A 15,188-nucleotide genomic window follows, 5' to 3' on the forward strand; every position below is an offset into this window, starting at 1 on the left:
ACGTATGAGCTACAACATCCCACTCCCGGTCAATGAAAGTCGCTGGCAGTACCAGACCGCCAGCGGCGGTGGCCTGACCGTGGTCATGGTGGCGGGCAGCGGCGGCTCGATTATCCTGCGTTCGCCCCAAGGCGAGGACGTCAGCTACCGCTATGGCGGTGTCGGCGTGGGTGTCGGCTTTGGCGCACGGCTGCCGCGCTTCGGCAAGATCAATATCCAGATCAAGGGCAAGAGCGTGGCTGGCGCCGGTGCTGCAGAGGCGTTTCCCAGCACCGGCAAGGTGTTTGTCAGCGATGCCTTGGTCAATCGCGACCTGACCAGCGACGACATCACCGGCCCATGCATGTATACCGAAGTGGGTGTGGGCCTGGTGGTCGGCGGCTCGGCCACGGCACTGCTGTTCGGGCTCGATCCCAAGTTGCTGGCGTTGTCGGTGGCCTTGAGCTCCAACCCGGCAACTTCGCTCATCGCTTCGACCACGGTCAACCGGCAACTGGCGCGCTCGGCCAAGGGGGCCGTGGTCATGGCGGGTGTGAATGCTGGTTTGCAGGCCGGTGGTGGTGCGGCGATCTACATGGGTTATCTGTTCTAGTGAGGTGTGGGAGCGAGCTTGCTCCCGCATCAATAGCGCCGATCTGATCTATACAACAAGGCTGCATGAATAGTGAGAATGTTGGTCATTGCTTCGCTAGGAATTTTGTCGCTCATTCAAACATCACTGTCCTTCGCGGAAAATGCTAATGGGAAAGGTATTTATTTGCAGCGATGTGTCATGTGCCATGGGGTGGACCTCAAGGGAACGGGGCCATTGGCTCATAAAAGCAATCCTCCTACGCCTGATCTTACGACTGCGGCTTTCAAGGAGCGTTTGAGGGTTTATCCGGGGGTTATTGTGTCGTCGGTAATACTTCGTCCCAATGGGGACTTGATTCCCAGGACTTTGAAAGAGAATGGGGTGAAGTTAGCGCCGTTTTCTTGGGGGGTTAAGGACTTTCGCGATTTGAATCAGTATATGAGTGGTGTGATTTCAAGAAGTCGATGATTTTTTATGGGTTTTTTCTGCGTGTGGTTGATCGTGTGAGTGCCTTATTTGAAGGCCTTAGATACGTTTTTTGGTTTGTGTGTATATCCGTTATTTAGGTAACGGCTGCTTATGGTTCCGCTCTTACAGCCATCCCTTTCAAGGTCTTTTCGTTTTGGCGGCCTTGATTACCCGGTCCGTTGAAACATGTGCATGCACCGCAGTGCCTTGCACCCATGTTTTGGGTTTAGGCACCTTGGGGCCCCGGGGATTTTTCGCAACTTGTTTTGGTTGGATGTTTCTGGCCAGTTCCAACAAGCGCTGGGCCAGTTTTTCCAGAGGTATGACGGGAAGACATTCCGAGGGCAGCGCAATTTGCAGGCCTTCATAACCACTCCGGACCTGAACCGCCAAGTGATAGGTTGAGGCTTCCCAGCCGTCAGGCTGGGAAGCCTGATGGGCTTGCTCGACGCTTCGTTTGAGTACGGCCAGGACGTTGTAGGCCAACACCGCAGTAGCGAACCCGAGCAACGCAGCCTTTGGGCTACCAAGGGTTTCGATTTCACTCTCCAGGATTGTTTCCAGTCGCTGGAACATGCCTTCAATGCTCCAGCGGCGGCGATAGAGTTCCGCGATCTGCTGCGCGCTGACGCTTTCAGGCAGGTTGCTCCAGAACATCAAGCTGCTGTCACCCGAGTCTGTTGGCGAATGAAGCGTCAGTTCGACACGCCGACACTGATAACCGCCTCTGACCTGAATGATCTGCTCACGCACAGTGCCCGCGTCCACAGGCACGGGTTCTTGCCAATGCCCCTCTTGAATCAAGCGTGGATGCTTGGCTTGTTGACGAATGACAAAGGAGGTTTTGACCTGTTCGCAAGCCTCCATGACCGGGAGCGTGCAATAGAGTCGATCAGCCAGCCACACCTGGCCCGGCTCGGCATCCGCCAAGAGAGGCAGCACGCAAACACGCTCGCTTGCGTAGGCATCTTCACATGCCTGCAGGTCGATGACTTGATCCAGGTCGGGGTCGTAGACAACCACCGAAAACCCGGGCCGAGCGGCGCCGCGCTCGTGGCGTAAAGCCCCCAGTCGTTTCTCAGTGGATGCCAAGTGATTACCGTCCACCACCCGAACCTGCCAACCCGGCAACATCGTCGTGCAACCCAACTCCTTGATGGTTGGAGCCAGGCGCTGCGCACAGCCCGTGACCAGGGCGCGCAACAAAGCTGGCTCGGTACGACTGATCTTGTCGTAGAGGGCCGCCAGGCTGACAGGAAGATCTTCCAGTTGCCGCGCCGCGGCGTGCAGGATGGCTTCAAACCCAATGAAACAAGGGACATCAGCTTGATGATGGTCGAGAACAGTAGCTCACGAGAATACTGCCGTTGCCGATGTTCTTCGAAAACCTGATCGACCCACTCAGGAGCAATAGCGTGCTCCAGCGCCAATTTGGCCATAACGCTGGCAGGTGCTTTTTTCTCGAAACGCTCCAGAACATCGGCCCACATCGTTCGGGTATCCCTGATAGAAACTTCAGGGGATTTTACCTAAGACCTTGAAAGGGATGGCTCTTACAGCGGGTCACTTTTGGAAGAGCGCCAAAAGTAACCAAAAACGCTTTGCCCCACCACTTGGTGCCTCGCTTAGGCTCGGCATGCCCTCACTCCGGCATTGCTCAGTGGGCCGCCGCGAAGGGCCATCCATGGCCCAGCGCGGCTATCCCGGCATCCATGCCGGGATGCCCACTGCGCAATGCCTGCGTTCGGCCAGCGTGGTTTAACGGGGCGTCCAGATCAAGATCCAAAGCAAGAGCAGGAGCGGGGCACATGTCAGCATCTATGTGGCTGAGCCACCGCTATCGCGAGCAAGCTCGCTCCCACAATGGGCCTGCGGTGAACACAAGACTGATGAACACCAAGATCCCCTGTGGGAGCGAGCTTGCTCGCGAAGAGGCCGGCACATCCAACATCACCGCAAACTGACCCACCGCCTTCGCGAGCAGGCTCCCTCCCACAGGAGAAACGCAATCCCCCAGAATCAGGTCGGCTCTCAGGCCGCCTCGCGGTGGACGTTGATCTCGGGCGCCCCGTTAACCACGATGGCCGAACGCAGGCGTTGTGGAGTGGGCATCCCGGCATGGATGCCGGGATAGCCGCGCTGGGCCATGGATGGCCCTTCGCGGCGGGCCCACGGAGCAATGCCGGAGTGAGGGCACACCGAGCCTAAGCGAGGTGCCGAGTGGTGGGGCAGAAGCGCTTTGGTTACTTTCGACTGGGCCGGCTTCCGGGCTTTTCGAAAGTGACCCGCTGTAAGAGCGGAACCCTAAGTAGCCGTTACCTAAATAACGGATATACACCCCATCACCTCATCACCCACAACACCACCTGCAACTTAGACGCTAGAGAATTGGGGACAGCCCCTTTTCTTAGGCTTCAACAAACCACCGGTCGAACTCTGCTCGTGCCAACGCTGGGGCAGCGTGCAAATCCTTACTGCTCTACTAGAGTGACGGATCCAGCCCCCGTTAAAGGATTAACCCATGGCAACCAGCGATAGCACGATGGCAAGTACCCATACCGTGAGAACTGGCCCGGGCACTGTCCAAGTCGACCTCACCGGTCAGTTCGACGATAACCAGAGCATCATTATCCAACCAGACGGCAAGATATTGGTTGGAGGCTATACCGAGTACCTGGCATGGGGATACCCCGGCGCGCCAGGCGAGGAAAGCTACGGTTACGAACAGAACCACTCCGTTGTCCGGCTGAACGCCGATGGTAGCCTGGACACCAGCTTCCATGAAGGTGGCATCGACATCGTACCTGCTGCGATAGCCCCGGCGTCGCGCTACGAGCTGACGGCGGCGCAGTCCGATGGCAAGGTGCTTGTCGCCGTCGTGCTGAACACCGGCGTACAGGTGGAGCGCTTCAACAGCGACGGGACACGCGATGCCAGCTTTGGCCAAAATGGCGCTAGGACGGTCGACATCAGCCACGACTTCAAGGACATCGACCTGACGGCGAGTACGGATGGCACATTCCAGATCAGCGCTCGTGGGTTTGACCAGGCCACAGTGACCAGGATCGGCAATGACGGCACTTTCGTCGATGGCTTTGGCGACAATGGCGCGCTGACTGTCAATATTCCCGAAGACGCCTACTACAACGGAGGGATTTCTACTGCGGTGCAGGCGGATGGAAGTGTTGTGGTCGGGGCTGCCTACAATGTCGCCGGCGTAGGTGATCCGACGTACACCCTGCAGCGCTTCAATCCCGACGGTCAGCTGGATACCCGTTTCGGTGATGACGGTGTACTCTCCTTGAGCGCTGCCACGGGTTTTGGCGAAGACTCAGTGGTCACCGTGCAGGCTGACGGCAAGATCATCGTGATGGGCCATGGCGAAGGCGATACTTTGGCTACTGTCGCGCGGCTTAACGCTGACGGCTCCTTCGATACCAGCTTTGGCTCCAATGGCAGGGTGACCTTCGAAGCCGACACGCCTGTGGCTTTGACGGTACAAGGCGATGGCAAGATTCTGGCCGCCGGCACGAGCAACGGGGACTTCAGCGTCATCCGTTTGAACGCCGATGGCAGTGTGGATACTCACTTCGGCAGCCAGGACGGCAAGCTTCATGTGAGCGGATACGCCGGGGAAGAAATCCTGCAGGGGACCGATGCCGCTGAAATCATCCACGGCTTGGCGGGTGATGATGTGCTCCAAGGCAACGGTGGACGCGACTTTCTGCAGGGCGGCGCTGGCGCTGACATTTTCCGCTTCACCGAACTGAGCGACAGTTTCCGCACTGCCACGCAAAACAACAGCGACCGGGTCCAGGACTTCGATGCTTCTCAGGACCGCATCGACCTGATTGCCTTGGGCTTCACCGGCATTGGCGACGGCCATGACGGCACCTTGGCTGTCATGGCGAGCGCAGACGGCACTCGCACCTACCTCAAGAACTACGATGCGGATGCCTCCGGGCAACGGTTTGAACTGGCCTTGGATGGCAACCTGGTGGGGCAGTTGGACAGCACCAACCTGGTGTTCACCGCGCCCACTGTTGAAGGTACGTCTGCCAAGGATACGATTACCGGTTCTGCCTTGGCGGAAATCATCTATGGCCTGGACGGCAATGACCGTATCAACGGTGGTGCTGGAGCCGATGTCATCATCGGTGGCGCGGGCGCAGACCGTCTCAACGGTGGGGATAGAGCCGACATCTCGTTGTGGACGGATAACCACCAAAATGACGACGTGTTCCGCTATCTGTCTACCGAGGACAGCTATCGTACGGACAGCCAAAGCTTTGCCGATCTTATCGAAGGCTTCACCGTTGACGACAAGATCGATGTATCGGCCCTGGGCTATACCGGCTTCGGAGATGGCACGGACACTACGCTGGAGATGGTTTACAACAACGAACTGGACCGCACTTACCTGAGGGATGTGGAAGCGGACGCACAAGGCCATTGGTTCCAGGTCGCGCTTGCCGGGGACTGGCGAGAAAGCCTTGATGAAGATGACATGATCTTTGCTCCCGACGCCGAGATAGGGCTGGTCGGGGTAGCGCCCGAGGCTGATCCAGGGCATCTATTGACCTGACATCGGCTCCAGAAGGTCGCGTGGCAGCGAGTCGCTGCCACGCGATGGGCTCATGAAGACTTTGATCGCCTCCAATGACCGGATGCGAAAAAACGTTAGACGTTGAAGCGGAAGTGCATCACATCACCATCCTTGACGATGTATTCCTTGCCTTCCAGACGCCATTTACCCGCTTCCTTGGCGCCCGCTTCGCCCTTGTACTGAATGAAATCCGAATAGGCGATGACTTCGGCACGAATAAAGCCTTTTTCGAAGTCAGTGTGGATCACACCGGCGGCTTGCGGTGCGGTGGCACCCACGCGGACGGTCCAGGCGCGGACTTCTTCGACACCGGCAGTGAAGTAGGTCTGCAGGTGGAGCATCTCGTAGCCGGCGCGGATCACGCGGTTCAGGCCAGGTTCTTCCAGGCCCAGGGCCTCGAGGAACATGTCTTTCTCTTCACCGTCGTCCAGTTCGGCGATTTCCGCTTCGATCTTGTTGCAGACCGGAACGACCATGGCACCTTCTTCTTCGGCGATGGCCTTGACCACGTCCAGGTGCGGGTTGTTCTCGAAACCGTCTTCAGCGACGTTGGCGATGTACATGACCGGCTTGGTGGTCAGCAGGTGGAAGCCCTTGATCACCAGCTTCTCGTCGGTGCTCATGTTCTTCATCAGGCTGCGCGCAGGCTTGCCTTCGGTAAAGTGGGCGATCAACTGCTCCAGCAGGCCCTTCTGGACGACCGCGTCCTTGTCGCCACCCTTGGCGTTGCGGGCAACTTTCTGCAGTTGTTTTTCGCAGCTGTCGAGGTCGGCGAAAATCAGTTCCAGGTCGATGATCTCGATGTCGCGTTTCGGGTCGACGCTGTTGGAAACGTGAATCACGTTCTCGTCTTCGAAGCAGCGCACCACGTGGGCGATGGCATCGGTCTCACGGATGTTGGCCAAAAACTTGTTACCCAGGCCTTCGCCTTTCGACGCGCCAGCCACCAGGCCTGCGATGTCGACGAATTCCATGGTGGTCGGCAGGATGCGCTTGGGGTTGACGATAGCGGCCAAGGCTTCCAGGCGCGGATCGGGCATCGGCACGATGCCGCTGTTCGGCTCGATGGTGCAGAAGGGGAAGTTCTCGGCCGCGATACCGGATTTGGTCAGGGCGTTGAACAGGGTGGACTTGCCGACGTTAGGCAGGCCGACGATGCCGCAATTGAATCCCATGGTGTTTCCCCTCGGATAAGTGTCAGGCCTTCTGGCTGTGCAGGTTTTTCATCGCGCGGTTCCATTCACCGGCGAGGATATCCGGCAGCACGCCGAGGGCAAAGTCGATGCTGGCATCGAGTTTTTCCTGTTCGGCGCGAGGCGCACGACCCAGGACAAAGTTTGAAACCATACTGGCAACGCCTGGGTGGCCGATGCCGAGCCGCAGGCGGTGAAAGGTATTCTGATTACCCAGTTGCGCGATGATGTCGCGTAACCCGTTGTGACCGCCATGGCCGCCGCCCTGCTTGAGCTTGGCAACGCCCGGAGGCAGGTCGAGTTCGTCGTGGGCCACCAGGATGTCTTCAGGCGTGATGCGAAAGAAACCGGCCAATGCCGCCACGGCCTGGCCGCTGCGGTTCATGTAGGTGGTGGGAATCAACAGGCGAACATCCTGACCTTGGTGCGAGAAGCGCCCGGTCAGGCCGAAATACTTGCGATCGGCTGCCAGGCTGACGCCTTGTGCGTGCGCGATGCGCTCAACAAAAAGGGCCCCTGCGTTATGCCGGGTCTGTTCGTATTCAGCGCCTGGATTTCCCAGGCCAACGATCAGTTTAATGGCAGTCACGATAGGGGCCCTTCCTGGAGTGTGGATAACGATGTCGCAATCAGGCGGTGTTGCGACAGTGGACGATAATGGCGGATTCACCGTTAAGTAAACTTCGCGTTCTCGCCCGCTGTCTCGCTACGTTCCAGTCCGCGATGTTTCCGGTCACTCCGGCGACAGAGTGAAATTACTCTGCAGCGCCTTCTTCAGTGGCTTCTGGAGCAACACGTGGAGCGTGGACGTTGGCAACAGCCTTGTCATCGCCGTGTGCCAGAGCAACAAACTCAACGCCTTTAGGAGCCTTGAGGTCGGACAGGTGAATGATCGTGCCGACTTCGGCGTCAGCCAGGTCGACTTCGATGAATTCAGGCAGGTCTTTCGGCAGGCAGGACACTTCCAGCTCGGAAGTCACGTGCGAGATTTCGCCGCCTTTCTTGACCGGAGCAGCTTCATTGATGAAGTGCACTGGAACAACAGCAGTCAGCTTCTGGCCGGCAACAACGCGGACGAAGTCAGCGTGCATCACGTGGCCTTTGGCCGGGTGACGCTGCAGGGCTTTGATCACGACGTTTTGCTTGGTGCCGCCAACGTTCAGCTCGATGATGTGGCTGTAGGCCGCTTCGTTTTCGAGCAGTTTGGCAACTTCTTTGGCCAGCATGCTGATGGACTCAGGGGCTTTGTCGCCACCGTAGACTACAGCTGGAACCAGGCTTGCGAGACGACGCAGGCGGCGGCTCGCACCTTTCCCCAGGTCGGAACGCACTTCAGCATTCAGAGTAAAATCGTTCATGTTGTATCTCCAAAATAGCCATTTCCGCATGACGTCTGCGACCGACGCCAAAGCGGTATGGGCAAAAAAGCCCCGCCCCAACATGAGTGTTGGGGCGGGGCGCTTTTCGTCAACGAGATGTCCTGAAAAGGGTAGGGCCCTTAACGGAACATCGCGCTGATCGATTCTTCATTGCTGATGCGGCGAACCGCTTCGGCAACCACCGGTGCGATATCCAGTTGACGGATACGCGCACAGGCTTGTGCTGCAGCGGACAGCGGGATGGTGTTGGTCACCACCAGCTCGTCCAGCACGGAGTTTTCAATGTTCTCGATCGCCCGACCCGACAGCACAGGGTGTGTGCAGTAGGCAAAGACCTTGGCAGCGCCATGCTCTTTCAGGGCCTTGGCCGCGTGGCACAAGGTGCCGGCGGTATCGACCATGTCATCGACCAGGATACAGGTGCGCCCTTCGACGTCGCCGATGATATGCATCACTTCGGAGTGATTGGCTTTCTCACGGCGTTTGTCGATGATACCCAGATCCACGCCCAGGGATTTGGCAACAGCCCGTGCACGCACGACGCCGCCAATGTCCGGGGACACGATCATCAGGTTTTCGAAGCGCTGATCTTCAATATCATCCACCAGGACCGGGGAGCCGTAGATGTTATCTACGGGAATATCGAAGAAACCCTGAATCTGGTCAGCATGCAGATCAACCGTGAGGACACGGTCGATGCCGACTACGGTGAGCATATCAGCCACGACTTTCGCGCTGATCGCCACACGTGCGGAACGCGGACGGCGATCCTGACGGGCATAACCAAAGTAAGGAATAACAGCAGTGATACGAGTAGCCGAGGAACGGCGGAAGGCATCAGCCATCACGACGAGTTCCATCAGGTTATCGTTGGTCGGAGCGCAAGTCGGCTGAATAATGAAGACGTCTTTACCGCGAACGTTTTCATTGATCTCGGCAGTGATTTCGCCGTCGGAGAACTTACCGACAGAAATGTCACCGAGAGGGATATGCAGCTGACGTACGACACGCCGAGCCAGATCGGGGTTGGCGTTCCCCGTAAAGACCATCATCTTGGACACGCGCAGTACCTGAAGGCTGAGGGTATACCTGGATGAGTATAGGAAAATGGCAGGGGCGGCTGGATTCGAACCAACGCATGGCAGGATCAAAACCTGCTGCCTTACCGCTTGGCGACGCCCCTGTATCTGTTGCTGCGAGTGCCCAGCACTCGATTCCTTTTAGAGCAGGCCTTGCAGCTTGCGATGCAACATCGAAACGTTGCTTCCTTTTGCTACAAACCCTGTAAGGGTCTCTGTCAGAAGGGCCGAGACTTTATCAGCTTCAGCTTTGCTTGGGAAGCCCCCAAACACACAACTTCCAGTTCCGGTGAGTTTTGCTTCGGTAAATTTACCTAACAAATTCAAAGCGTTACGAACATCTGGATAACGCCTTGCTACCACCGGTAAGCAGTCATTTCGACTGTTTCCCTTGGGAACGGGGCGCACTTTAATGGGAGGAGAGTTACGTGTCAACAGCGGATCTGAAAAAATTTCTGCTGTACTTACAGATACTTGCGGCACCAGCACCAAGTACCAGGGTTCCTCGGGGTCCACCGGGGTGAGTTTTTCCCCAACGCCTTCGGCAAAAGCGGCGTGGCCACGCACGAAAACCGGCACGTCGGCACCCAGCGTCAGGCCCAGGGTGGCCAGGCGATCGATGTCCCAGCCCAGCTGCCACAAATGATTGAGGCCCAATAAAGTCGTCGCCGCATTCGAGCTGCCGCCACCGATGCCGCCGCCCATGGGCAGGATTTTTTCGATCCAGATATCGATGCCCAGGGCACAACCGGATTGCGCCTGGAGTTGTTTCGCGGCCTTGACGATCAGGTTGCTGTCGTGGGGGACGCCTTCGAATTCGGTGTGCAGGCGAATCACGCCGTCGTCGCGCACGGCAAAGGTGATTTCGTCGCCGTAGTCCAGGAACTGAAAAATCGTCTGCAACTCGTGATAGCCGTCCGGACGACGGCCGAGGATGTGCAGCATCAGGTTGAGCTTGGCCGGGGAGGGCAGGGTCAGGCGTGCAGCGGTCATGTCATTGCCCCAGCTTGCGCGGCTGCCATTGCTTGATCACCAGCGTGACGTCGAGGTTACTGCCGTGCAACTTGATGCGTTCGGGCAGCCAGTAGCCGTTCTGCTGGGCATAGCTGAGGTATTCGATCTGCCAGTCGTCCTGTTCCAGGTTGGACAAGCGACTGTCGGCGTCGAGGGTCAGGCGGCTTTTACTGTCCGGCGCCGGCAGCCCGCGAACCCACCAGGTCAGGTGGGAGACCGGCAGTTTCCAGCCCAGTTGTTCTTCCAGCAGCGCTTCGGGGGTCGGGGCCTCGTAGCGTCCCTGGTTGGCGACTTCCAGTGAAACCTGGCCTGGCCGGCCGGTCAGGCGGGCCGCACCGCGACCCAGTGGGCCGGACAGGCGAATGTCGTAGTAGTCCTGGCGTTGCAGCCAGAACAGCGTGCCACTGCCCGAGTCTTTCGGGGCGCGGATGCCGATCTTGCCGTCGATCTGCCAGCCGTCGAGGCCGCTCAGTTGTTGTTTATGCTCGCGCCACTGGGCCTGGTTGCCCTGGCCCTGGACGGATTCACGGGCGCCGAAGCCCGCGCAACCGGCGAGCAGGGCAATGAAGCTGAAAACGATGAGATGGCGCAAAAACATAATCTTAAAGAGTCTCGGATCCGGTCAGGCGTTTGATGGTGCTGCGCAAGATGGCGCTGTCAGGCTGTTCCTTGAGGAATCGGCTCCAGATTTGCCGCGCTTCGCGTTGTTTGCCGTTGGCCCACAGGACCTCGCCCAGGTGAGCGGCGACTTCCTGGTCGGGAAAGCGCTCCAAGGCCTGGCGCAACAGGCGTTCGGCTTCGTCGAGATTGCCCAGGCGGAAATTCACCCAGCCAAGGCTGTCGAGTACCGCCGGGTCTTCCGGATTGATCTGGTGGGCCTGTTCGATCAGCAGCTTGGCTTCGTCGTAGCGGGTGGTGCGATCCGACAAGGTGTAGCCCAGGGCATTGAGGGCCATGGCGTTGTCCGGGTCACGCTGGATGATCAGGCGCAGGTCTTTTTCCATCTGGGCCAGGTCATTGCGTTTTTCCGCCAGCATGGCGCGGGTATACAACAGGTTCAGATCGTCCGGGTACTGCTTCAAGGCTTGCTGCAGTACGTTCCAGGCCTTGTCGCCCTGATTGTTGGCCGACAGGGTTTCGGCTTCGATCAGGTACAACTGGATGCCGTAGTCCGGCTGGGAGTCGCGTTGTACGGCGAGGCGGCTCTGGGCATCGGCGGTCTTGCCATTGCTGATCAGGATATCGGCCTGGCGCAGTTGCGCCGGCAGATAGTCGTTGCCCGGGCCAACCTGGGCGTACTCGATCAGTGCGCTCTCGGGGTCGTTGCGTTCCTCGGCGATGCGACCCAGGTTCAGATGGGCCGAGTCGACGTGGCTTTCCCGGGCGATCAGGTCTTCCAGGTAACCCTTGGCCTCTTCCCAGGCCTTGGCTTCCAGGCAGACCAGTGCCAGGGAATAACGCAACTCGTCGTCTTCCGGGTATTGCTGGACCAAGCTGGAGAACTCCACCTTGGCATCGTCCATGCGGTTGTTTTCCACCAGCATGCGGGCGTAGGTGAGGCGCAGGCGTTTGTCGTCCGGGTATTTCTTGATGCTTTTTTCCAGCAACGGCAGCGCTTCGTCGCCACGGTTCAAGCCTTGCAGCAGGCGGGCACGCAGCAGGATCGGCGCCACTTCGCCGGCTTCCGGCGGGTTGTCTTCCAGCAGGGTGAGGGCGCCCTGGGTGTCGCCATCCTGTTGCAGCAGCAGGGCCTTGCCGAAAATCAGCTGGCCGTTGTTCGGGTGGCGCTGCAACAGGCGATCGAAGCTTTTCATCAGGCCGTTGCGGGTTTCCTGGTCGGTATCGGCGGCGGACAGCGCCAGGAAATCGAAATGGGTGTCGCCCTTGCCCAGCAGGACTTTCTCCATATACACCATGGAGTCGTCGTAGCGTCCGGCCCGGGCCAGTTGCACAGCGGCGGCGCGCTGCGCTTCCAGGTCATCGGGGGCATTCCTGGCCCAGATCAGCGCGGTATCCAGCGCAGGCTGGTCGGCGCCCAGGTATTCGGCGATGCGAAATGCCCGCTCGGAGATGGCCGGGTCCTGGGTGTTGATGGCCTGGGTCACGTAGTTGTCCAGCGCAATGTCGAAGCGATTGCGTTGGCCGGCCAGTTCGGCGCTCAACAGGCTGAAGATGGTTTCTTCGCTGAACGAGCCATAGACCTTGGGTTTTTCAGGGGCCTGCACGCTGTCTTCGACTGGCGGCGTACCGTCCGTCGAAACGGGGGCCATGGACTGGCAGCCGCTGAGCACGGCAAGGGCGAGGAGCAACGCGGAAGATCTATTCATATAGGAAGAGGACGACTAACCTGCGGTCGGATCATCATGACACAAGCCTTGAGTCAAACATAACCGCCCCGTCGATTTACCACCCGGGCAGAGGCGATAGAGATCGAGTGGTTGTTCTGAATCTGACGAAGTAGGACAATTGCCGGCTTCACGTCACCATCAGCGACCTTGAATGGCCTTCCTTGCACTTGGTATTAACCACAAGACTGCTTCAGTAGACGTCCGCGAGCGCGTGGCCTTTACGCCTGAGCAGCTGGTTGAGGCCCTGCAGCAGCTCTGCCGACTCACCGACAGCCGCGAAGCTGCGATCCTCTCCACCTGCAATCGCAGTGAGCTTTATATAGAACAGGATCACGTTTCGGCCGATTCAGTGCTGCGCTGGCTGGCCGAATATCACAACTTGAGCCTTGAAGAGCTGCACGCCAGTGCCTATGTGCACGAAGACGATGCGGCCGTTCGTCACATGATGCGCGTCGCCTCGGGGCTCGATTCGCTGGTGCTGGGCGAGCCGCAGATTCTCGGCCAGATGAAGTCGGCCTACGCCGTGGCCCGCGAGGCCGGCACCGTCGGCCCGCTGCTGGGGCGCTTGTTCCAGGCCACATTCAATGCCGCCAAGCAGGTGCGCACCGACACCGCCATTGGCGAGAACCCGGTGTCCGTGGCGTTCGCCGCCGTCAGCCTGGCGAAACAGATTTTCAGTGATTTGCAACGCAGCCAGGCGCTGTTGATCGGCGCCGGCGAGACCATCACCCTGGTCGCTCGCCACCTCCACGACCTGGGTGTGAAACGCATTGTCGTCGCTAACCGGACTCTGGAGCGGGCCAGCACCCTGGCCGAACAGTTCGGTGCCCATGCGGTGCTGCTGTCGGACATCCCCGCCGAGCTGGTACATAGCGACATCGTCATCAGTTCCACCGCCAGCCAGTTGCCGATCCTCGGCAAGGGCGCCGTGGAAAGTGCCCTGAAGCTGCGCAAGCACAAGCCGATTTTCATGGTGGACATTGCCGTCCCCCGCGACATCGAGCCGGAAGTCGGCGAGTTGGACGACGTTTTATCTCTATAGCGTCGACGACCTGCATGAGGTAGTGGCCGAGAACCTCAAGAGCCGGCAGGGCGCGGCCCAGGCGGCGGAAGAGATGATCAGCGTCGGCGCCGAGGATTTCATGGTGCGCCTGCGCGAGCTGGCGGCGGTGGATGTGCTCAAGGCGTATCGTCAACAGAGCGAACGCCTGCGTGACGAGGAACTGCAAAAGGCCCAGCGCCTGCTGGCCAACGGCGGCAGTGCCGAAGAGGTGCTGGTGCAACTGGCCCGCGGCCTGACCAACAAGTTGCTACACGCCCCCAGTGTCCAGCTCAAGAAGCTGACCGCCGAGGGCCGCCTCGATGCGCTGGCCATGGCCCAGGAACTCTTTGCCCTCGGTGAGGGGCTCACCGGATAGCTTTTCGGATAAAAAACCGCAATGAAAGCGTCACTGCTCAACAAACTGGACATCCTCCAGGGCCGTTTCGAAGAACTGACCGCCTTGCTGGGCGATGGCGAGGTCATTGCCGACCAGAACAAATTCCGTACCTATTCCAAGGAATACGCGGAAGTCGAGCCGATTGTCGCCACCTATAAACAGCTGCTTAAAGTGCAGGGCGACCTCGAAGGCGCCCAGGCGCTGCTCAAGGACAGCGACCCGGACATGCGCGAAATGGCCGTGGAGGAAGTGCGCGAAGCCAAGGAACAGTTGCTCGAACTGGAAAGCAACCTGCAACGCATGCTGCTGCCCAAGGATCCGAATGACGGGCGCAACGTGTTCCTTGAGATCCGTGCCGGCACCGGCGGCGACGAGGCGGCGATTTTTTCCGGCGACCTGTTCCGTATGTATTCGCGTTATGCCGAGCGTCGCGGCTGGCGGGTGGAGATCCTGTCGGAGAACGAAGGCGAACACGGCGGTTATAAAGAAGTCATCGCCCGGGTCGAAGGCGACAATGTCTACGGCAAGCTGAAGTTCGAGTCCGGCGCCCACCGCGTGCAACGCGTGCCGGCCACCGAATCCCAGGGGCGTATCCACACCTCGGCCTGCACCGTGGCGGTATTGCCCGAGCCAGACGAGCAGGAAGCCATCGAGATCAACCCGGCGGACCTGCGGGTCGACACGTACCGTTCCTCCGGCGCGGGCGGCCAGCACGTCAACAAGACCGACTCGGCGATCCGCATTACGCACTTGCCCTCGGGCATCGTGGTCGAGTGCCAGGAAGAGCGTTCCCAGCACAAGAACCGTGCGCGGGCCATGGCCTGGTTGTCGGCCAAGCTCAACGACCAGCAGACCAGCGCCGCCGCCAATGCCATCGCCAGCGAACGCAAATTGCTGGTGGGCTCGGGCGATCGTTCCGAGCGGATCCGTACCTACAACTTCGCCCAGGGCCGGGTCACCGACCATCGCGTCAACCTGACCCTGTATTCCCTGGATGAGATCCTTGCCGGTGGTGTCGATGCGGTGATCGAGCCGTTGCTGGCCGAATACCAGGCCGACCAGTTGGCGGCGATTGGCGAGTAAGCACA

General features: G+C 59.2%; 12 protein-coding genes, 1 tRNA gene and 2 pseudogenes. 5 read left to right on the plus strand and 10 right to left on the minus strand.

Annotated elements, in window-relative coordinates:
* Nucleotides 1-4: 4 nt before the first annotated feature.
* Nucleotides 5-592: a hypothetical protein gene (locus PSH84_RS00965; protein ID WP_305468470.1), complete on the plus strand. Its 588-nt coding sequence runs from the start codon at nt 5-7 to the stop codon at nt 590-592.
* Between the two features lie 78 nt (nt 593-670).
* The gene (locus tag PSH84_RS00970; RefSeq protein WP_305468469.1) at nt 671-1,042 is read left to right on the plus strand and encodes a c-type cytochrome; all 372 of its coding nucleotides are present in this window, start codon (nt 671-673) and stop codon (nt 1,040-1,042) included.
* 138 nt (nt 1,043-1,180) lie between these two features.
* Here PSH84_RS00970 and PSH84_RS00975 read toward each other — a convergent pair.
* A pseudogene (locus PSH84_RS00975) lies at nt 1,181-2,481 on the minus strand (IS4 family transposase).
* A 592-nt stretch (nt 2,482-3,073) separates the two neighbouring features.
* Nucleotides 3,074-3,241 carry a nucleoid-structuring protein H-NS gene (locus PSH84_RS00980; RefSeq protein ID WP_305483206.1) on the minus strand — a complete coding sequence of 56 codons (168 nt, stop codon included), beginning with the start codon at nt 3,239-3,241 and terminating at the stop codon, nt 3,074-3,076.
* 322 nt (nt 3,242-3,563) lie between these two features.
* Here PSH84_RS00980 and PSH84_RS00985 point away from each other — a divergent pair, with 322 nt between their 5' ends.
* Entirely contained in the window at nt 3,564-5,627 is a 2,064-nt protein-coding gene (locus PSH84_RS00985; RefSeq protein WP_305468467.1) for a calcium-binding protein, read from the plus strand.
* A 95-nt stretch (nt 5,628-5,722) separates the two neighbouring features.
* On the opposite strand, the gene ychF is transcribed toward PSH84_RS00985, so the two are convergent.
* The 8 genes from ychF to PSH84_RS01025 form a co-directional block, all read right to left on the minus strand.
* Nucleotides 5,723-6,823: a redox-regulated ATPase YchF gene (gene ychF / locus PSH84_RS00990; RefSeq protein ID WP_060740647.1), complete on the minus strand. Its 1,101-nt coding sequence runs from the start codon at nt 6,821-6,823 to the stop codon at nt 5,723-5,725.
* 22 nt (nt 6,824-6,845) lie between these two features.
* Entirely contained in the window at nt 6,846-7,430 is a 585-nt protein-coding gene (pth, locus tag PSH84_RS00995; RefSeq protein WP_305482149.1) for an aminoacyl-tRNA hydrolase, read from the minus strand.
* Nucleotides 7,431-7,596: 166 nt separating this feature from the next.
* A complete protein-coding gene (locus PSH84_RS01000; RefSeq protein WP_060740648.1) occupies nt 7,597-8,199 on the minus strand; it encodes a 50S ribosomal protein L25/general stress protein Ctc in 603 nt (200 codons plus the stop codon).
* Between the two features lie 140 nt (nt 8,200-8,339).
* Nucleotides 8,340-9,281, minus strand: a complete 942-nt coding sequence (locus PSH84_RS01005) for a ribose-phosphate pyrophosphokinase (protein WP_003171603.1) — start codon at nt 9,279-9,281, stop codon at nt 8,340-8,342.
* Between the two features lie 47 nt (nt 9,282-9,328).
* Nucleotides 9,329-9,403: transfer RNA gene (locus PSH84_RS01010), tRNA-Gln, on the minus strand.
* Nucleotides 9,404-9,440: 37 nt separating this feature from the next.
* On the minus strand, nt 9,441-10,292 hold the full coding sequence (ispE, locus tag PSH84_RS01015) for a 4-(cytidine 5'-diphospho)-2-C-methyl-D-erythritol kinase (RefSeq protein ID WP_305468464.1): 852 nt from the start codon (nt 10,290-10,292) through the stop codon (nt 9,441-9,443).
* 1 nt (nt 10,293) lies between these two features.
* Nucleotides 10,294-10,911, minus strand: a complete 618-nt coding sequence (lolB, locus tag PSH84_RS01020) for a lipoprotein insertase outer membrane protein LolB (RefSeq protein ID WP_003205525.1) — start codon at nt 10,909-10,911, stop codon at nt 10,294-10,296.
* 4 nt (nt 10,912-10,915) lie between these two features.
* Nucleotides 10,916-12,640, minus strand: coding sequence for a tetratricopeptide repeat protein (locus PSH84_RS01025; protein WP_305482150.1), 1,725 nt, complete (start codon nt 12,638-12,640; stop codon nt 10,916-10,918).
* Between the two features lie 172 nt (nt 12,641-12,812).
* On the opposite strand from PSH84_RS01025, the pseudogene hemA reads away from it, so the two are divergent.
* Together hemA and prfA are read left to right on the plus strand one after the other, a co-directional pair.
* A pseudogene (hemA, locus tag PSH84_RS01030) lies at nt 12,813-14,079 on the plus strand (glutamyl-tRNA reductase).
* A 21-nt stretch (nt 14,080-14,100) separates the two neighbouring features.
* Nucleotides 14,101-15,183 (plus strand): peptide chain release factor 1, encoded by a 1,083-nt coding sequence (prfA, locus tag PSH84_RS01035; protein WP_305482151.1) that lies wholly within the window; start codon nt 14,101-14,103, stop codon nt 15,181-15,183.
* The last annotated feature ends 5 nt before the right edge of the window (nt 15,184-15,188 follow it).

Origin of the sequence: Pseudomonas beijingensis, assembly GCF_030687295.1 — a bacterium.
Taxonomy (GTDB): Bacteria; Pseudomonadota; Gammaproteobacteria; order Pseudomonadales; family Pseudomonadaceae; genus Aquipseudomonas; species Aquipseudomonas beijingensis.

Coding starts and splice junctions, on each gene's coding strand:
- ispE (WP_305468464.1), bottom strand. CDS start 10,292: ATGACCGCTGCACGCCTGACCCTGCCCTCCCCGGCCAAGCTCAACCTG.
- ychF (WP_060740647.1), bottom strand. CDS start 6,823: ATGGGATTCAATTGCGGCATCGTCGGCCTGCCTAACGTCGGCAAGTCC.
- PSH84_RS00965 (WP_305468470.1), top strand. CDS start 5: ATGAGCTACAACATCCCACTCCCGGTCAATGAAAGTCGCTGGCAGTAC.
- PSH84_RS01025 (WP_305482150.1), bottom strand. CDS start 12,640: ATGAATAGATCTTCCGCGTTGCTCCTCGCCCTTGCCGTGCTCAGCGGC.
- lolB (WP_003205525.1), bottom strand. CDS start 10,911: ATGTTTTTGCGCCATCTCATCGTTTTCAGCTTCATTGCCCTGCTCGCC.
- PSH84_RS01000 (WP_060740648.1), bottom strand. CDS start 8,199: ATGAACGATTTTACTCTGAATGCTGAAGTGCGTTCCGACCTGGGGAAA.
- prfA (WP_305482151.1), top strand. CDS start 14,101: ATGAAAGCGTCACTGCTCAACAAACTGGACATCCTCCAGGGCCGTTTC.
- PSH84_RS00970 (WP_305468469.1), top strand. CDS start 671: ATGTTGGTCATTGCTTCGCTAGGAATTTTGTCGCTCATTCAAACATCA.
- PSH84_RS00985 (WP_305468467.1), top strand. CDS start 3,564: ATGGCAACCAGCGATAGCACGATGGCAAGTACCCATACCGTGAGAACT.